General features: G+C 68.5%; 14 protein-coding genes. 5 read left to right on the top strand and 9 right to left on the bottom strand.

What is annotated here, in order from left to right; all coding sequences use genetic code 11:
* Window positions 1-47: 47 nt before the first annotated feature.
* The 4 genes from ileS to murJ form a co-directional block, all read right to left on the bottom strand.
* Entirely contained in the window at window positions 48-2,906 is a 2,859-nt protein-coding gene (ileS, locus tag BLU84_RS10795; protein ID WP_233431119.1) for an isoleucine--tRNA ligase, read from the bottom strand.
* A 129-nt stretch (window positions 2,907-3,035) separates the two neighbouring features.
* Window positions 3,036-4,043: a bifunctional riboflavin kinase/FAD synthetase gene (locus tag BLU84_RS10790; RefSeq protein WP_074866331.1), complete on the bottom strand. Its 1,008-nt coding sequence runs from the start codon at window positions 4,041-4,043 to the stop codon at window positions 3,036-3,038.
* 199 nt (window positions 4,044-4,242) lie between these two features.
* Window positions 4,243-4,347: a DUF6053 domain-containing protein gene (locus BLU84_RS28520; protein WP_425479351.1), complete on the bottom strand. Its 105-nt coding sequence runs from the start codon at window positions 4,345-4,347 to the stop codon at window positions 4,243-4,245.
* Between the two features lie 8 nt (window positions 4,348-4,355).
* Complete coding sequence (gene murJ, locus BLU84_RS10785; protein WP_074866328.1) at window positions 4,356-5,984, bottom strand: murein biosynthesis integral membrane protein MurJ; 1,629 nt, start codon at window positions 5,982-5,984, stop codon at window positions 4,356-4,358.
* 212 nt (window positions 5,985-6,196) lie between these two features.
* On the opposite strand from murJ, the gene rpsT reads away from it, so the two are divergent.
* Entirely contained in the window at window positions 6,197-6,469 is a 273-nt protein-coding gene (rpsT, locus tag BLU84_RS10780; RefSeq protein ID WP_074866324.1) for a 30S ribosomal protein S20, read from the top strand.
* Between the two features lie 274 nt (window positions 6,470-6,743).
* Here rpsT and cgtA read toward each other — a convergent pair whose 3' ends face one another.
* The 3 genes from cgtA to rplU form a co-directional block, all read right to left on the bottom strand.
* On the bottom strand, window positions 6,744-7,811 hold the full coding sequence (gene cgtA / locus BLU84_RS10775) for an Obg family GTPase CgtA (protein WP_074866321.1): 1,068 nt from the start codon (window positions 7,809-7,811) through the stop codon (window positions 6,744-6,746).
* 214 nt (window positions 7,812-8,025) lie between these two features.
* Window positions 8,026-8,286 carry a 50S ribosomal protein L27 gene (rpmA, locus tag BLU84_RS10770; RefSeq protein WP_074866319.1) on the bottom strand — a complete coding sequence of 87 codons (261 nt, stop codon included), beginning with the start codon at window positions 8,284-8,286 and terminating at the stop codon, window positions 8,026-8,028.
* 12 nt (window positions 8,287-8,298) lie between these two features.
* Window positions 8,299-8,619 carry a 50S ribosomal protein L21 gene (gene rplU / locus BLU84_RS10765; protein WP_074866316.1) on the bottom strand — a complete coding sequence of 107 codons (321 nt, stop codon included), beginning with the start codon at window positions 8,617-8,619 and terminating at the stop codon, window positions 8,299-8,301.
* 1,245 nt (window positions 8,620-9,864) lie between these two features.
* Between rplU and BLU84_RS10760 the strand changes: the two genes are divergently transcribed.
* Window positions 9,865-11,958, top strand: coding sequence for a S8 family serine peptidase (locus tag BLU84_RS10760; protein WP_170849141.1), 2,094 nt, complete (start codon window positions 9,865-9,867; stop codon window positions 11,956-11,958).
* 385 nt (window positions 11,959-12,343) lie between these two features.
* Window positions 12,344-13,261, top strand: coding sequence for an OmpA family protein (locus BLU84_RS10755; RefSeq protein ID WP_139174912.1), 918 nt, complete (start codon window positions 12,344-12,346; stop codon window positions 13,259-13,261).
* A gap of 125 nt (window positions 13,262-13,386) precedes the next feature.
* Here BLU84_RS10755 and BLU84_RS28515 read toward each other — a convergent pair whose 3' ends face one another.
* Window positions 13,387-13,437: a DUF6053 domain-containing protein gene (locus BLU84_RS28515; protein WP_425479358.1), complete on the bottom strand. Its 51-nt coding sequence runs from the start codon at window positions 13,435-13,437 to the stop codon at window positions 13,387-13,389.
* A 246-nt stretch (window positions 13,438-13,683) separates the two neighbouring features.
* On the opposite strand from BLU84_RS28515, the gene uvrA reads away from it, so the two are divergent.
* Entirely contained in the window at window positions 13,684-16,638 is a 2,955-nt protein-coding gene (uvrA, locus tag BLU84_RS10750) for an excinuclease ABC subunit UvrA (RefSeq protein ID WP_074866306.1), read from the top strand.
* 464 nt (window positions 16,639-17,102) lie between these two features.
* Entirely contained in the window at window positions 17,103-17,525 is a 423-nt protein-coding gene (locus BLU84_RS27745; protein ID WP_074866671.1) for an acyl-CoA thioesterase, read from the top strand.
* A gap of 133 nt (window positions 17,526-17,658) precedes the next feature.
* Here the strand turns inward: BLU84_RS27745 and BLU84_RS10740 are convergent, their stop codons facing one another.
* The gene (locus BLU84_RS10740; protein WP_233431114.1) at window positions 17,659-18,129 is read right to left on the bottom strand and encodes a copper chaperone PCu(A)C; all 471 of its coding nucleotides are present in this window, start codon (window positions 18,127-18,129) and stop codon (window positions 17,659-17,661) included.
* Between the last annotated feature and the right edge of the window lie 23 nt (window positions 18,130-18,152).

Below are 18,152 nucleotides of genomic sequence, written 5' to 3'. Positions count from 1 at the left end.
TCGGGATTGGAAAAGCGCCGCGGCGCGCACTGCGCGCCGCGGCCGCATCAGAACCAGCGCCGGTCTTCGCCCGGGCCTTCGACGTTGCTGACGCAGCGTCCGCACAGCTCGGGATGCTTCGAATCGGAACCGACGTCGGCGCGGTAGTGCCAGCAACGCACGCACTTGCGCTTGCTCGTCGGCGCGGCCAGCACGGCGATGTCCTGGATGCCGTCGTCGGCCACCACGTCGACGTCGCCGCTGATGAACAGGAAACGCAGCTCGTCGGTCAGCGGCGCCAGCCAATTCTGGTCGGCGACGCCACAACGCAGGGTGATCTCCGCTTCCAGCGCCGCACCGATCTCGCCGGCCGCGCGCATCGGCTCGAGCGCGCGGGTGACGTTCTCGCGCAACTCCAGCAGGCGCTTGAAGTCCTCGTCCGACAGCGCCGCGTCCGCCGGCAGCGGCGCCAGGCCGTCGTACCAGGTGGCGAACAGCACATTGTCTTCGCGCGCGCCGTTCTCGGTGTTGGCCGGCAGGTGACGCCACATCTCGTCGGCGGTGAACGCCAGCACCGGCGCGATCCAGCGCACGAACGCTTCGGCGATGCGGTACATCGCGCTCTGCGCCGAACGGCGGCCGCGCGAATCCTCGCGCATGGTGTACAGCCGGTCCTTGGTCACGTCCAGGTACAGCGAGCCCAGATCGACGCTGCAGAAGTTCGACAGCAGCTGCACGATCTCGGCGAAGTCGTAGCGCTCGTACGCCGCGACGATGCGGTCCTGCACGTCGCTGGCGCGATGCACGATCCAGCGGTCGAGCGCGACCATGTCCGCCAGCGCCACCGAATCGCGCGCCGGGTCGAAGCCGCTGAGATTGCCGAGCAGGAACCGCGCGGTGTTGCGGATGCGGCGGTAGACGTCGGCGTTCTGCTTGAGGATCTTGTCCGACACCGACATCTCAGCGCTGAAGTCGGTCGAGGCCACCCACAGGCGCAGCACGTCCGCGCCCATCGCGTCGATGACCTTCTGCGGCACCACCACGTTGCCGAGCGACTTGGACTGCTTCTTGCCCTGCTCGTCGACGGTGAAGCCGTGGGTCAGCACCTGCCGGTACGGCGCCACGCCGTCCATCGCCACGCCGGTCAGCAGCGCGCTGTGGAACCAGCCGCGGTGCTGGTCGGAGCCTTCCAGGTACAGGTCGGCCGGCTTGCGCAGGCCGTCTTGCGGACGCTGCGCGAGCACGCATTCGTGGCTGGCGCCGGAGTCGAACCAGACATCGAGGATGTCGGTGACCTTCTCGTAGTCGCCGGCCTCATCGCCCAGCAACTGCTCGGCGGTCATCGCGTACCACGCGTCCACGCCCTCGCGCTCCACCGCGTCGGCGACCTGGCGCATGATCTCGACCGTGCGCGCATGCGGCTGGCCGGTCTCGCGATGGAAGAACAGCGCGATCGGCACGCCCCAGTAGCGCTGGCGCGAAATCGTCCAGTCCGGACGGCTCTCGATCATGTTGTAGATGCGCGACTCGCCCCAGCCCGGGATCCAGGTCACGCCCGGGATCGCGGCCAGCGCATCGCGGCGCAGCCCGGCCTGCTCCATCGAGATGAACCACTGCGGGGTGGCGCGGAACACCACCGGCGTCTTGTGCCGCCAGCAGTGCGGATAGCTGTGCTTGATCCTGCCGCGCGCCAGCAGCGCGCCGTTCTCGCGCAGGATCTGCAGCAGCAGCTCGTCGCTCTTGAAGATGTGCTTGCCGGCCAGCACGTGCTCGCCCGCCGCCGGCGTCGACGGCAGGTACAGGCCGCGCGCGTCGACCGGGTTGATCTGGGCGGCGTTGTAGCGCGCGATCAGGCCGTACTTGAGCGAGACCGCGTAGTCCTCCTGGCCGTGGCCGGGCGCGGTATGCACCGCGCCGGTGCCGGCGTCGGTGGTGACGTGGTCGCCCAGCAGCACCGGGATTTCGCGGTCGGCGTAGAACGGATGGCGCAGGCGCAGGCCTTCGAAGGCCTCGCCCGGATGCGCGGACCAGTCGCGGGTTTCCACGCTGTGGCCCTGCTTGAGCGCATCGGCCTGGGTGATCGCGGCCAACACCGCGCTGACCAGTTCGCTGGCGATCAGCAGGTATTCCGGACGCTGGCCCGGCTCCTTGAACAAAGCCTCTTCGCCCGGCTCGATCCGCACCAGCGAATACTCGACCTGCGGGCCCATCGACACCGCCAGGCTCGCCGGCAGCGTCCACGGCGTGGTCGTCCAGATCGGCACCGACAGCGGGCTGCCGTCGTCCTCGATCCCGAACACGTCGAACACGCGCTTGCGGTCGAGCACCGGATAACGCACGTAGATCTGGGTCGATTCCTTGTCGTGGTACTCGATCTCCGCCTCGGCCAGGGCCGAGCCGCAGTCGAAGCACCAGTGCACCGGCTTGGAGCCGCGCACCAGATGGCCGCGTTCGACGATCTTGGCCAGCGACCGCATGATGTCCGCCTCGTAGCGGAAATCCATGGTCAGGTACGGATTCTCCCAATCGCCGATCACGCCCAGGCGCTTGAAGTCGCGGCGCTGCAGGTCGATCTGGGTGGCGGCGTACTCGCGGCACTTGGCGCGGAACTGGGCCGCGTCGAGCTTCTCGCCGACCTTGCCGTAGGTCTTCTCGACCTTGGTCTCGATCGGCAGGCCGTGGCAGTCCCAGCCCGGCACGTAGGGCGCGTCGAAGCCGGACAGCAGCTTGGACTTGACCACGATGTCCTTGAGCACCTTGTTGAGCGCATGGCCGATGTGGATCTCGCCGTTGGCGTACGGCGGGCCGTCGTGGAGCACGAAGCTGCGCTCGCGGTCCTTCACCTTCTCGCGAATCCGCTGATACAGGCCTTCGCTTTCCCAGCGCGCCAGGGTCTCCGGCTCGCGCTTGGGCAGGTCGCCGCGCATCGGGAATTCGGTCGCCGGCAGCAGCAAGCTGGCCTTGTACGGGTTGCCGGCGGCGGGTTGGCTCGGGTCGTTGGTCACAGCGGGTCTCGGACGGGTGTTCGGCGGATCGGTTTGGGCCGCGTCGGCGGCTTATGCGGTGTGCTCGGCCGCGTCGGCGGCGCGGCGCGGGTCGGGCGGCGTAGCGGGAGTCCAGCGGCGGCGCTGCGCGTCCAGCGCGAGCAGCTCGCGCGCTTGCGCGGCGTCGCGGTGCATCTGCTGGGTCAACGTCGCCAGGTCGGGGAACTTGAGTTCGGCGCGCAGGTGGGCGACGAATTCGACCTCGATCCTGCGACCGTACAGGTCGCCGTCGAAATCGAACAGATGCGCTTCCAGCAGCGGCTCCACCCCGGCCACGGTCGGGCGCGTGCCCAGGCTCGACACCGACGGCCACGGCCGCTCGCCGACGCCGTGCACCCAGGTCGCGTAGATGCCCGACAGCGCCGGCGTCTTGCCGCCGAAACGCAGGTTGGCGGTGGGAAAACCGAGGGTGCGGCCGAGCTGCTGGCCGCGCACCACGTGGCCGCCGATCGCGTAAGGCCGGCCGAGCAAGCGCGCGGCAGCGGCGAAATCGCCGGCCAGGATGGTTTCGCGGATGCGGGTGCTGGACACGCGCTCGCCGTCCAGATGCACCGGCTCGATTTCGTGCGCACTGAAGCCGGCCGTCTCGCCCATCCGCCGCAGCAGCGCGATGTCGCCGCCGCGCGCCTTGCCGAAACGGAACTCCGGGCCGACCCACACTTCGCGCGCAGCCAGTTGCTTCACCAGCACGCGCTCGACGAATTCCTCGCCGCTCCAACTGCTCAGCGCGCGGTTGAAGCGCAGCAGGCCGACCTGGTCGGCGTCCAGCGCCAGCAGGCCTTCGGCCTTGGCCCGCGGCAGCAGCAAGCGCGGCGGCGGCGCGGCCGGGGCGAAGAACTCGCGCGGCAGCGGCTCGAAGCTCAGCGCCACCGCCGGCACGCCCAACGCGCGCGCGCGCGCCACCGTGTGGCGCACCAGCGCGCGATGACCCAGATGCAGGCCATCGAAGGCGCCGATGCAGACCACACTGCCGTGCGGGCAACGGATCCCGCGGTCGACGTCTCGAAACAGCCTGCTCATTCGGATTCTGGCGTGGGAAACCCGGTCGCCCGGGATACGGCTTGAAGGATGAATCAGGAAGTATAGCCGCCGGCCGCCGCTCTCAATGGCACCCGGCGCCGCGGTTGGGCGCGGTTGGCCTGCAAACGTCCCTTGAGGCCTTGTGGAAACCGGGCTTTGTGGAACCTGGTTTTGTTGGAACCGGGTTTTGCCCAAAGGCCTAGGCTTTTGTGGGAGGGCCTTCAGGCCCGACGCTTTTGTGCCAGAGCATCGCGACCTGAGCCGAAAGCCTCCGGCCTGAAGGCCCTCCCACCAGGCCAAGCATCCGAAGGCTCAATGCCCGCGCAGATCCCGCGGCCGGATGCCCTGCAGCCACAGCAGCGCGCCATACGCCGCGCCGCCGGCGCCGACCACCGCCGCCAGCTTCCAGGCCCGCTCCCACCACGGCCAGCCGGTCCAGCCCGGCCACAGCCACAGCAGGAACAGCACCACCGCGCTCAGGCCCAGGCTGGCTACGCCGATCTGGCGCAGGAACCGGCCCCAGCCCGGCTGGCGCCGGTACACCCGCGCCCGGCGCAGGTACCAGGCCAGTTGCAGGGCGTTGGTCCAGCCGGCGATGGCGATGGCCAGGGCCAGGCAGGCGTGCGCGCCGGGCACCTCGCCCAGCGCCTGGGTCAGGCCCGCCCCGCGCGCCAGCGCAGCGCGGCCGGCGTCGGTGAAATACACCGCCAGCAGCAACAGCACCACGGTGGAGATCAGGTTGACCGCCACCGACACCACCGCCGACTTGACCGGGGTCTTGGTGTCCTGGCGCGAATAGAACGCCGGCGCCAGCACCTTCACCAGCAAGAACGCCGGCACCGCGGTCGACTGCGCCATCAGGCTCAGGCGGATCATCTGGGTGTCCTGCGGGGTCAGCCGGCCGTACTGGAACAGCGCCGCGATCAGCGCCTCGGCGCACAGCACCAAGCCCAGGCAGGCCGGAATGCCGATCAGCAGACACAGCCGGAAACCCCAGTCCAGGGCCTTGGAATAGCCCTCGCTGTCGGTCGCGGCATGGCGCTTGGACAGATGCGGCAGGATCACCGTGCCGATCGCGACGCCGAACATGCCCAGCGGGAACTCGAGCAGGCGATCGGTCAGATACAGCCAGCTCACGCTGCCGACGATCAGGAACGAGGCCAGCGCGGTGTTGAGCAACAGATTGAGCTGGGCCACCGACGAGCCGAACAGCGTCGGCACCATCAGCTTGAGGATCTTGCGCACGCCCGAGTGCTGCCAGCCCCAACGCGGCCGCGGCAACAAGCCGAGCTTGGCCAGCGCCGGCAACTGGAACACCAACTGCAGCACGCCGGCGAAGAACACGCCCCAGGCCAGCGCCAGCACCGGCTCGGCGCCGAACGGCCGCATCAAGGGCGCCGCGGCGGCGGCCGCGGCGATCATCGAGACATTCAGCAGCACCGGCGACAGCGCCGGCACCGCGAACTTCTCGTAGCTGTTGAGCACCCCGCCGACCAGCGACGCCAGCGAAATGAACAAGGCGTAGGGGAAGGTGATCTGCAGCATCTGGGTCGCCAGCCGGTACTGCTCGCTGCCCGGGGCGAAGCCCGGTGCAAACACGCCCATGACCCAGGGCGCGGCCAGCACCACGACCGCGGTCAGCACCACCAGCGCCGCCGTCAGCGTGCCGGTGACCCGGTCGATGAGTTCCTTGACCGCGGCGTGGTCGTGGGTTTCCTTGTACTCGGCCAGGACCGGCACGAAGGCCATCGAGAACGAGCCCTCGGCCGAGAGCCGGCGCATGAAGTTCGGGATTCTGAACGCGATGAAGAACGCGTCCATGGCCGGGCTGGCGCCGAACTGCCAGGCGTAAACTTGGTCGCGGATCAGGCCGGTGACGCGCGAGATGAAGGTCATCGCGCTGAACACCACCGAGGACCGCAGCAGGCCGCCCTTACTCATGCCCGCCTTCCTCGACTGCGGTTCGTTCGGCCCGGATTTGCCCGCCCCGGCTTTGCCCAAAGTCCACCGGGTTGACGCAAGCCCCTGAATCGCCCATACTTTTGGGTCTGATTTTCCGCGATTGCGTCGCACCCGGTTCCGACCGGCGCCCGGCGCCTCGTTTTTCGTCCAGCTTCATTCACGTTTTCAACCCAATTTTTCAGGAATTCACCGTGGCAAACATCAAGTCCGCCAAGAAGCGCGCCAAGCAGACTGTCGTGCGCAACGCCCGCAACGGCAGCCAGCGTTCGATGCTCCGCACCGCCGTCAAGAAGGTGCTCAAGGCCCTCGGCGAGAACGACGCCGCCGGTGCCAAGTCCGCTTTCGACGTCGCCCAGCCGATCCTCGACCGTTTCAGCGCCCGCGGCCTGATCCACAAGAACAAGGCCGCCCGTCACAAGAGCCGCCTGGCCGCGCGCATCAAGGCGCTGGCTACCGCCGCTTGATTCGCCGCCCTTCCGGGCTGCGATGAACACAAACCCGGCTTCGGCCGGGTTTTTGTTTGCCTGCGTTTTTTCCGATGCGGCCGCGCCCTGCCCGCCCGCGCGCAAGCGCAGCGATGCGAAGTCCGACGTAGCCGCGGATGCGAACATGCCGCGCATCTTCGGCGCGGCCGGTGAAGCCAGATTGAAGCCGGCCGCGCGACGCGCGCGCACGGCAGCGCCGCGGCGCTCAGGGCGCCGCGACAGGTTCACGTTTTGACGAAACCGAGCCCGAGGCTCAGGGCGCATGGCCGCCCGCGGCGTTGGCGGCTTCCAGCGCCTCTTCGCGCTGGCGGTCGAAGAAGGCCATCACGTCGCGCATGATCGGCGCGGTGCCGTCGCGGCCGATCGCCGAGACCACGTACCAGCGATCCTTCCAGTCCAGCGCTTCGAGCGTCGCGCGCACGACTTCATCGCGCTCTTCGTCCAGCAGCAGGTCGGACTTGTTGAACACCAGCCAGCGCGGCTTGTCGAGCAGTTCCGGATCGTGCTTGCGCAGCTCGTTCTCGATCGCGCGCACTTGCTCGGCCGGCGACAGGCCTTCGACCCCGCCTTCCATCGGCGCGATGTCGACCAGATGCAGCAACAGACGCGTGCGCTGCAGATGGCGCAGGAACTGCGCGCCCAGGCCGGCGCCGTCGGCCGCGCCCTCGATCAGGCCCGGAATGTCGGCGATGACGAAGCTGCGGTGCGCCTCGACGCTGACCACGCCGAGATTGGGATACAGCGTGGTGAACGGATAATCCGCGACCTTCGGCGTCGCCGCCGAAACCGCGCGGATCAGCGTGCTCTTGCCGGCGTTGGGGAAGCCGAGCAGGCCGACGTCGGCCAGCAGCTTGAGTTCGAGCTTGAGCTCGCGCTCTTCGCCCGGCAAACCCGGCAGCGCCTTGCGCGGAGTGCGATTGATCGAACTCTTGAAATGCATATTGCCCAGGCCGCCCTTGCCGCCGCGCGCGACCAGCAGGCGGTCGCCGTGCGTGGTCAGATCGCCGATGACTTCGTCGGTCTCCACGTTGGTCACCATGGTCCCGACCGGCACGACGATGATCAGATCGTCGCCGCCCTTGCCGTAGGCCTGCCGCCCCATGCCGTTCTCGCCGCGCTGGGCGCGGAACTGACGCTGATGGCGGAAATCGACCAGGGTGTTGACGTTTTCGTCCGCGACCAGCCAGACGCTGCCGCCGGCACCGCCGTCGCCGCCGTCCGGCCCGCCCAGCGGGATGAACTTCTCGCGACGGAAACCGACGCAGCCGTTGCCGCCGTTGCCGGCGATGACTTGGATTTCTGCTTCGTCTACGAGTTTCATAAGGCGGGAATATGGGGAACCAGGGGAACGGGGAATGGATGGCGCGCGGCACCGGCGAGTCTAACTCGGCGCGCCGCGATGCCGGCCCGGGACGGCGAACGAGAGCGCAGGCGGGGAATCTTCGTTCCCCAATGGCCCACTGCCCTCATCGCCTGCCCTTGAAACGAAAAACCCCGCCGAAGCGGGGCTCCTCGCAGCAAACGTCGCGGCGCGATTACTCGGCGGCGACGACGCTGACGGTGCGGCGGCTCTTCGGGCCCTTGGTCGAGAACTCGACCTTGCCGTTGATCAGCGCGAACAGGGTGTGGTCGCGGCCGAGGCCGACGTTGGCGCCCGGGTGGAACTGGGTGCCGCGCTGACGCACGATGATGTTGCCGGCCTCGATGGCCTGGCCGCCGTAGATCTTCACGCCCAGGTACTTCGGGTTGGAGTCGCGGCCGTTGCGGGTGGAACCTACGCCCTTTTTGTGTGCCATGGCTGCTGCTCCTTACTTGTTGTCGCCACCGGCGATGCCGGTGATCTGGATTTCGGTGTAGTGCTGACGGTGGCCCATCTGCTTGCGATGGTGCTTGCGGCGGCGGAACTTGACGATGCGCACCTTGTCGGCGCGGCCGTGGCCGACGACCTTGGCGGTGACGCTGGCGCCCTTGAGCGCGTCGCCGATCTTGATGCCTTCGCCGTCGCCGAGCATCAGCACGGTGTCGAACTTGATTTCGCTGCCGGCTTCGACGTCCAGCAGCTCGACGCGGAGCGTCTCGCCTTGCATCACGCGGTATTGCTTACCGCCGGTGACCAGAACTGCGTACATGACCAGATTCCTCTGTAGTTATTTTTGGTCCTGCGCCGCCCAGGGATGGACGGACAGAAGCGGAATTCTAGGCGCTTCAGCGAGTTACGGCAACCGGGCGGGTTCGGCGGGGCCGGCGCAGGGCGAGAATTCGCCCCTCTCTCCTTTTAAATCAGCAACTTACGACATTCCCCACGAGCAACTTCCGGATCGCGACCGCTCGACCGGGCTGCCACCGGTCCCTGAATGCGCGTAAGGAGCGGTTCCGGCCATCCCTACCGACGCCCGGGGGCCGGCCCGCCTCGCCCGGTTGCGCGGCCGAAACCCGACCGCTACCGCTCGCCCGCTAGCCACATCCGCCTGCGCGCCCGCACCTTCGATGTCGCCCCGACCGGTCGACGACCTCTCCGATCCGCTCCGCGCCCATGTTGCAGCGATGCAACGCCGGCCCGCTCCATCGCGCGATCTCGATCGCACTGGCGTGCACTTTCATTCGCCCGCGCCGGCGATTCCACAACAGAAACAAATTCGCGCGCGAGCGCGCACCGCGCTCGCATCGCGTCGCATGCGAATGCAAGAACAGTGGCAAAGCGCAAGAAAATCGCCCGCAGCGCATCAGAAAGCGCGCCGACGAAGTTCACACTTCCGAAAGAAAATTTTTCGCCGGAAAAAACCGCGCGCATCGCCGCGGCGACGTGCGGAAACGAAAAAACGCCTGCAAATCCAGGCCTGCGCGCGCCGCACCGCGAAAGCGCAGAAAAACCGCGGTATTCGCGTCTGTGCGCTCAGTCGCATTCATCGCGCTGGCACGGCTTCGATGACACTTGCACGTCACCTGCGCGCTCAATTAGCTTCGAACGCGGGCGACTTGCAGGGGGTCGCGCGACATGGAACGGCACCGTCCTTGCGCAGCGCGTGCGACGCACGCGCGCCAGCATGGTGCAGTCGCGATACGCGGTAGTGGGGGCGTCCTGCATGGGCTTTCAGTCTTCAACCAGCAGTCTCATCCGTAGACCGGTAACCGGCGCAGCGGCCCGCCCCTGCGCCCACGCACGCACGACTGAGCGCCTTCCACGCCGCTTACAGCGCATGGGAACGGGCGGCTGCGCGCGAAGCATGCCGCTACGCGCCGGCGACGCGCCGCGCGCGTCGCGCTAAGCAAGTCCCGCGACGGCGGCCGCCACGGCGCCTGCGCGGACCAAGGCCCGACGCTCGACAGGGGATGCGAAGGGGATCATGCGCAACGAAGGATCAAGGAAGTTTGTCATGACTCGCAAAGCACGTTCGATGAAATGGACCGCTCTGGCGCTGGCGACTGCCGTGGTGATCGCACCGGTCGCCTATTCCGGCGGCAAGCTGCCGACGTTCAACAAGGTACCGGCCGCCAAGGCCGCCGCATCGCCGAAGGCGGCCAAGCTCGCCTCGGCCAAGCTGACGCAGCCGACCACCACCAATCGCTTCATCATCACCCGCGCGCCGGGCGCCGCCGCCAAGGTCAGCGCGGCGGCGATGAACCAGCAGTACGCCAAGGCCGCGGCCACGCTCGGCATCGGCATCAAGCCGCTGCGCACGCTGGCCACCGGTTCGCAGCTGATCAAGACCGACACCCAGCTCGACGACGCCGCCATCAAGGATCTGGCGATCGAGCTGATGAAGAACGACTCGAGCATCGTCGAGGTCGTGCGCGACGCGTGGAAGACCCGTTCGATGGTGCCCAACGATCCGGGCTACGCCCAGCAGTGGCATTACAAGAACGGCCCGGGCGGCCTGAACCTGGAACCGGCCTGGGACATCGCCAAGGGCGACGGCATCGTGGTCGCGGTGCTCGACACCGGCATCACCCCGCACAGCGATCTCAACGCCAACATCCTGCCGGGCTACGACTTCATCGACGATCCCGAAGTCAGCGTCGACGGCGACGGCCGCGATGCGGATCCGAACGATCCGGGCGACTGGCACGACGGCGAGTGCAACATCTTCGGCATTCCCGAGGACAGCAGCTGGCACGGCACCCACGTGGCCGGCACCATCGCCGCGGTGAGCAACAACGGCGTCGGCGTCGCCGGCGTCGCGCCCAACGCCAAGGTCCAGCCGGTGCGCGTGCTGGGCAAGTGCGGCGGCTACACCTCCGACATCATCGACGCGGTGACCTGGGCCTCGGGCGGCAGCGTCACCGGCGTGCCGAACAACGCCACGCCGGCCGAAGTCATCAACCTCAGCCTGGGCGGTTCGGGCGCGTGCAGCGCGGCCGAGCAGACCGCGTTCGCTGCGGCGCGCGCGCGCGGCACCACCGTGGTCATCGCCGCCGGCAACTCCAGCGGCGACGTGGCCAACTTCTCGCCGGCCAACTGCGACAACGTGATCGCGATTGCGGCGGTCGGCCCGGCCGGTTCGCTGGCGAGCTATTCCAACTTCGGCAACAAGATCGACGTCGCCGCGCCCGGCGGTTCCGGCGCGCAGCCGGCGGCCGACAACATCCTGTCGACCCTCAACCTGGGCCTGCAGGGCCAGGAAGGCGAAGGCTATGCGTGGATGGCCGGCACCTCGATGGCCGCTCCGCACGTGGCCGGCGTGGTCGCGCTGATGCAGTCGGCGGCGGCTACGCCGAAGACCCCGGCCGAGATCGAGAAGATCCTGGTCAACACCGCCCACGTCGGCGGCCAGCCGGGCGGCTGCAGCTGGAGCAACTGGTGCGGCTCGGGCATCGTCGACGCGCGTTACGCCGTCGCCGTGGCCAAGGGCAGCGAAGCGCTGCCGCCGGATCCGCAGGTGCCGGAACCGGAACCGGCGACCGAGCTGGAGAACGGCATCACCGTGACCAACATCGAGGTCGGCGCCAACGGCATCCTGCGCTATCAGCTGCTGGTGCCCAACGGCGCGTCGAACCTGCTGTTCGCCATGTACAGCGGCACCGGCGACTCGGACATCTACGTCAAGTACGGCGCCGAGCCGACCAGCACCTCGTACGACTGCCGTCCGTTCACCTCGTCCAACAACGAGACCTGCTTCTTCCCGACTCCGAAGGGCGGCGTGTGGTACGTGCAGATCAAGGGCTACCGCGCTTCGGCCGGCATCTCGCTGTACCCCAGCTTCGTCGACGCGAACTATCCGCGCCGTCTCGAAGCCAAGGCCAGCGCGCTGCCGAACCACCGCACCTCGGTCAACCTGTCGTGGGAGAAGGGCAAGAAGAACATCGACATCTGGCGCAACGGCGCGATCCTCAAGACCGTCCGCAACACCGGCGCCAATACCGATACCTTCCGCATCATCGGCAGCGGCACCATGAGCTACAAGGTGTGCAACAACGGTACGCAGGAATGCGACGATCCGGTCGAGATCACCTACAACTCGAGCCGTTGATCCGAGCAAGGCGATAAGCGAAGGGCCCGGTGCGCCGGGCCCTTCGTGTTTGCGGGTGGGGAGGAGGTTTTTCTTTCCTATCGTCATTCCCGCGAATGCGGGAATCCAGGGGGTTTCGAGCGAGAACGCCGGTGGACCTGATGCGCGGCGGTATCGAATCCAGGCCTCGCGGCATCATCGCAGTGAAGCCCTGGATTCCCGCGTTCGCGGGAATGACGGTAGGTAGGATCGTAGCCACCGCTCCATCCATCGCACCCGCCACCGCACTCGCCACAGCGTCCACCCGTAGCACGCGCCACACGGCTCCACTTGCCGCGAGCTCCATTCCCCCAGCGAACCGCCCGCGCCACCCCGTTTCCTCGCAGCCCCGTCCAGCGGAGACTCCATGCGCACTGCCCGCACCGATCGCAACCGCACCACCCGACTTTCCCGCCCCGGCATGCTCGCCGGCGCCGCGCTGCTGGCCGCCCTCGCCGGCCTGAGCGCCTGCAAGCGCGACGCGGCGCCCGCCGGCGACGCCGCGCCCGCCGCCGATGCGGCCGCCGCGCCTGCGGCCACGCCGGTCGCGCCGGTCGAAGCCCGGCTCGGCCTGGCCAACAACAACGGCGCGATCCGCTACGACGGCCGGATCGACAGCGAAGCCACCCGCAAGGCGCTCAGCATCGCCCTCGCCCAGGCCTACGCCGGCCAGATCTCCGGCGACCTGGAGGTCGGCAAGGCGGTCAAGCCGGCGCCGTGGCAGGACAAGCTGCCGCAGTTCGTCGCCGCGCTGAGCATGCCCGGCGTCGCGGTCACCTTCGAAGGCCAGAGCATCGAACTCAGCGGCCAGGTCAACGACGCCGACCGCGCGCTGCTGCTGGACAAGGCCAAGACCCTGTTCCCCGGTTTCCGCTACGGCGGCCTGTTCGAGGGCGTGGGCGGCGAAGCCGCGTCCAGCGACGCCGCGGCGCAGGCCTTGGCCGCGCTGGTGCCGGGCAAGTCCGGCGCCGGCGAGATCGTGCAGGCGCTGAACAAGATCGAGGTGCGCTTCGAGGAAGGCGGCGCGCGCATCGCTCCGGCCAGCCTGGACATCCTCAGCCGCGCGGCCAAGGCCCTGGCCGCCGGGCCCAAGGACGCGCGCTACGAGATCGTCGGCCCGGGCGGCGGCGCCGGCCAGCCGGCCGACAACGAGATCCTCTCGCGCCAGCGCGCCGAGGCGGTCAAGGTCCAGCTGATCGTCGCCGGCGCCAACCCCGGCGCGCTCGATACCCGCGGCGAAACCGGGACGACGGCGACGCCGGTGCGCTTCAATCAGGTCAAGTAGCGCCCTGAATCGAACGGGCCGCCGGCCGCCGCGAGCGGCCGCGACCGCCCGAAACTGAACAAAGACGACAGACGCGGCCAAGACCGTGTCCTTGAGGGAGGGCCTTCAGGCCCGAGGCTGTTGGCTCAGGTCGCCGCGATCGGGGACAAGAGCGTCGGGCCTGAAGGCCCTCCCACAGACTACAAAGGCCCTGCCACAGGCTTATGGGCCGCGCATTTGCGCATTCCGCGCCACGCCGCCGAGCGCCCGTCCGGGTGCCCCGCGCGCCGCGCGAGCCAAGCCCCACGGGGCTGCGATGACATCGCCCGCGCGCCCCGTCGCATCTTCCGTTGCGCGGATTTGCCCCCATCTTCCCCACTCGATACGCTCCCCTGTTCGCCGTCGCCTTCCGCGCCGGCGACCCTCCCCCTTGCAGGCACCCGATGGCGCTGGACTACATCCGCATCCGCGGCGCGCGGACGCACAACCTCAAGAACATCGATCTCGATCTGCCGCGCGACAAGCTGATCGTGATCACCGGACTGTCCGGTTCGGGCAAGTCCTCGCTGGCCTTCGACACGATCTACGCCGAAGGCCAGCGCCGCTACGTCGAGTCGCTGTCGGCCTATGCCCGGCAGTTCCTGTCGGTGATGGAAAAGCCCGATGTCGACCACATCGAAGGCTTGTCGCCGGCGATCTCGATCGAGCAGAAATCCACCTCGCACAATCCGCGCTCGACCGTGGGCACGATCACCGAGGTCTACGACTACCTGCGCCTGCTGTACGCGCGCGTCGGCAGCCCGCGTTGCCCGGACCACCATTACCCGCTGGAAGCGCAGACCGTCAGCCAGATGGTCGACCAGGCGATCGCGCTGGACCCGGAGCAGCGCTACATGCTGCTGGCGCCGGTGATCCGCGAGCGCAAGGGCGAGCACGCCCAGGTGTTCGAGCAACTGCGCGCGCAAGGCTTCGTGCGCGTGCGCGTTGACGGCGCGCTATACGAAATCGACGCGGTGCCGCCGCTGGCGCTGCGGGTCAAGCACACCATCGAGGCGGTGGTCGACCGCTTCCGTCCGCGCGAAGACCTCAAGCAGCGCCTGGCCGAATCCTTCGAAACCGCGCTCAAGCTCGGCGACGGCATGGCCCAGGTGATGTCGCTGGACAAGGACGACGCCGCGCCGCTGCTGTTCTCGTCCAAGTACAGCTGCCCGGTCTGCGACTACTCGCTGCCGGAACTCGAGCCGCGGCTGTTCTCGTTCAACTCGCCGGTCGGCGCCTGCCCGACCTGCGACGGCCTCGGCGTGGCCGAGTTCTTCGATCCGGCGCGCGTGGTCGTGCATCCGGAGCTGTCGCTCGCCGCCGGCGCGGTGCGCGGCTGGGATCGCCGCAACGCCTATTACTTCCAGCTGATCCAGTCGCTGGCCAAGCACTACAAGTTCAACGTCGACACGCCGTGGCAGTCGCTCAGCGCCGTGCAGCAGAAGGCGGTGCTGTACGGCAGCGGCGACGAGCTGATCAGCTTCAACTACATCACCGAAAGCGGCGGCCGCAGTCAGCGCAAGCACCGCTTCGAAGGCATCGTGCCGAACCTGGAGCGGCGCTACCGCGAGACCGAATCGGCGGCGGTGCGCGAGGAACTGGCCAAGTTCATCAGCCAGCGCCCCTGCCCCGACTGCGGCGGCGCGCGCCTCAACCGCGCCGCGCGCAACGTGTTCGTGGCCGAGCGCCCGCTGCCGGAACTGGTGGTGCTGCCGGTCGACGAAGCGCTGAATTTCTTCAAGACCCTGCAACTGCCGGGCTGGCGCGGCGAGATCGCGGTCAAGATCGTCAAGGAGATCGTCGACCGCCTGCGCTTCCTGGTCGACGTCGGCCTGGATTACCTCACCCTGGAACGCAAGGCCGACTCGCTGTCCGGCGGCGAAGCCCAGCGCATCCGTCTGGCCAGCCAGATCGGCGCCGGCCTGGTCGGGGTGATGTACGTGCTCGACGAGCCGTCGATCGGCCTGCACCAGCGCGACAACGAGCGTCTGCTCGGCACCCTGACCCGCCTGCGCGACCTGGGCAACACGGTGATCGTGGTCGAGCACGACGAGGACGCGATCCGCCTGGCCGACCACGTCGTCGACATCGGCCCCGGCGCCGGCGTGCACGGCGGCGAGGTGATCGCGCAAGGCACGCTGCACGACCTGCTCAAGGCGCCGCGCTCGCTGACCGGCCAATACCTCAGCGGCAAGCGCAAGATCGAGATCCCGAAGAACCGCCACAAGCCCAACCCGAAGGCCACGATGCACCTGCGTGGCGCCACCGGCAACAACCTCAAGGACGTCGATCTGGCGATTCCGGCCGGGCTGCTGACCTGCGTCACCGGCGTGTCGGGTTCGGGCAAGTCCACCCTGATCAACGACACGCTCTACGTCATCGCCGCCAACGAGCTCAACGGCGCGGCGCAGACGCCGGCGCCGCACAAGGCGGTGGAGAACATCGAGCTGTTCGACAAGGTCGTCGACATCGACCAGTCGCCGATCGGCCGCACCCCGCGTTCGAACCCGGCCACCTACACCGGCTTGTTCACGCCGCTGCGCGAGCTGTTCGCGCAGGTGCCCGAAGCGCGCGCGCGCGGCTACTCGCCGGGCCGCTTCAGCTTCAACGTGCGCGGCGGCCGCTGCGAGGCCTGCCAGGGCGACGGCCTGATCAAGGTCGAGATGCACTTCCTGCCCGACGTGTACGTGCCCTGCGATGTCTGCCACGGCAAGCGCTACAACCGCGAGACGCTGGAAGTCCTGTACAAGGGCTACAACATCAACGACGTGCTGGAGATGACGGTCGAGGCGGCGCTGGCGCTGTTCGAGAACGTGCCCAGCATCGGCCGCAAGCTGGAAACGCTGATGGACGTGGGCCTGAGCTACATCAAGCTGGGCCAGAGCGCGACCACGCTGTCCGGCGGCGAAGCGCAACGCGTCAAGCTGTCGAAGGAACTGTCGCGGCGCGACACCGGCCGCACCTTGTACATCCTCGACGAACCCACCACCGGCCTGCACTTCCACGACATCGAGCATCTGCTGGCGGTGCTGCACCGCCTGCGCGACGACGGCAACACCGTGGTCGTGATCGAACACAACCTCGACGTCATCAAGACCGCCGACTGGGTCATCGACCTGGGTCCGGAAGGCGGCCATCGCGGCGGCACCATCCTCGCCACCGGCACGCCCGAGCACATCGCCTCGCTGCCGCAGTCCTACACCGGCCGCTTCCTGGCGCCGCTGCTGGGCATGCCGGTGCCGGGCGAACCGTCGACGGCCAAGGCCGGCAGCGACAAGAAGCCGGCCAAGGCCGCCGCCAAGACCAAACCCAAGACCGACGCGCCGCCCGCGCGCGCCAAGAAGAAATCCGCCGCATGAGCGATAGCAACAACGAAAACCAGCCCGAAGCCGGCGCACAGGCCGGCACGAAGGCCAGCAAGAAAGCGGCGCCGCGCAAGCGTGCGCCGCGCAAGCGCAAACCTCAGGACGCAGCGGTTGCGGCAACGGCGGAATCCGCTGGCGCGGCGGTCGTTTCCGAAGCGATCGGGTTGCAGCCGGCTGTGTCGGAATCGGCCGCATCGGAACCGACTGCAACAGAGCCGGCCGCAACGCAGCCGGTCGTGGCGAAGCCGGCCGCGGTGGAATCGACGGTTGCAGTTGCGCCCGCTCCGGCGGCGCAACCTGCTGCCCCGCAGACCGCGCAACCCGCCACACAGTCCGCCGCAAACGCGCCGCGTTCGAAGCAGCAACGACGCGAGCGTCACCGTTCGGAGCAGGCGCAACGCGCGGAAGCGCCGCGTCCGCAGCCGCAAGCCGCGCCGCAGCCCGCACCGGCGCAGTTGGTGGAAAACTCGGCCGTCGCCCACACCGCGCTGATCCGCGTGCCGCTGTCGGTGCGCTGGCGCGACCTGGACGCGTTCAACCACGTCAACAACTCCAAGTTCCTCAGCTACCTCGAGGAAGCGCGCCTGCGCTGGATGGTGACCCTGCCCGGCCACGGCATGGACGAGCACGTCGCGCCGGTGGTCGCCGCCGCACATCTGAACTACCGCCGCCCGATCGAGTGGCCCAACGAGATCGACGTCGAGCTGTTCGTCGAACGCCTGGGCAATACCAGCCTCAGCGTCGGCCACCGCATCGTCGGCGCCGACGACCCCAGCGCGCTGTACTGCGACGGCAACGTGGTGATGGTGTGGATCCATCGCGAAACCGGCCAGCCGGCCGCGTTGCCCGAGCCCGTGCGCGCCGCCTGCACCCCGCGCTGATCCCGCGATAGACCCCTGTAGGAGCGGCGCGAGCCGCGACCGCGACAACCCAACTACGATGAAGGTTTCGACGTAGTTGGGTTGTCGCGGTCGCGGCTCGCGCCGCTCCTACAGGGAGAATCGCAACGACGTTTTACGGCGCGGCCTTGCGCACCTCGAACTCGCCCAGCAGCGAGCCGCCGTCCTTCAATTCGAACTCGATCGCCACCCGGCTGCCTTCCTTGAGCGGCGCATGCGGCTGCATCAGCATCAGGTGCATGCCGCCGGGCTTGAGCACGGCCGCGCCGTCGGGCGCGATGCGCAGCTCCGGCAGCGCGCGCATCTTGCTGACGCCGTCGACGATGCGGGTCTCGTGCAGCGACACGTCGGCGAACGCCGCGCTCTTGACGCCGACGATGATCGCCGGCGTCGCGCAGCGGTTCTCGATGCGGCCGAAGCCGGCCATCATCGGCATCTGCATCGGCGGCAAGCGCACCCAGCCATCGCGCACCTGCGCCGCGCAGGCTTTCGCCGGCGCCGGCGATTTCGCCGCGGCGCCATTCATCCAAGCCGCGGCCAACAGCGCCGCCAGCGCCAACCCCATTCGCAAGCCCGATACGTTCATCGGCCTATCATAACCCCCAGGCC

This window comes from Lysobacter enzymogenes (assembly GCF_900106525.1).
Classification (GTDB): Bacteria; Pseudomonadota; Gammaproteobacteria; order Xanthomonadales; family Xanthomonadaceae; genus Lysobacter; species Lysobacter enzymogenes.
This window is presented reverse-complemented; position numbering and strand designations above follow the sequence as displayed.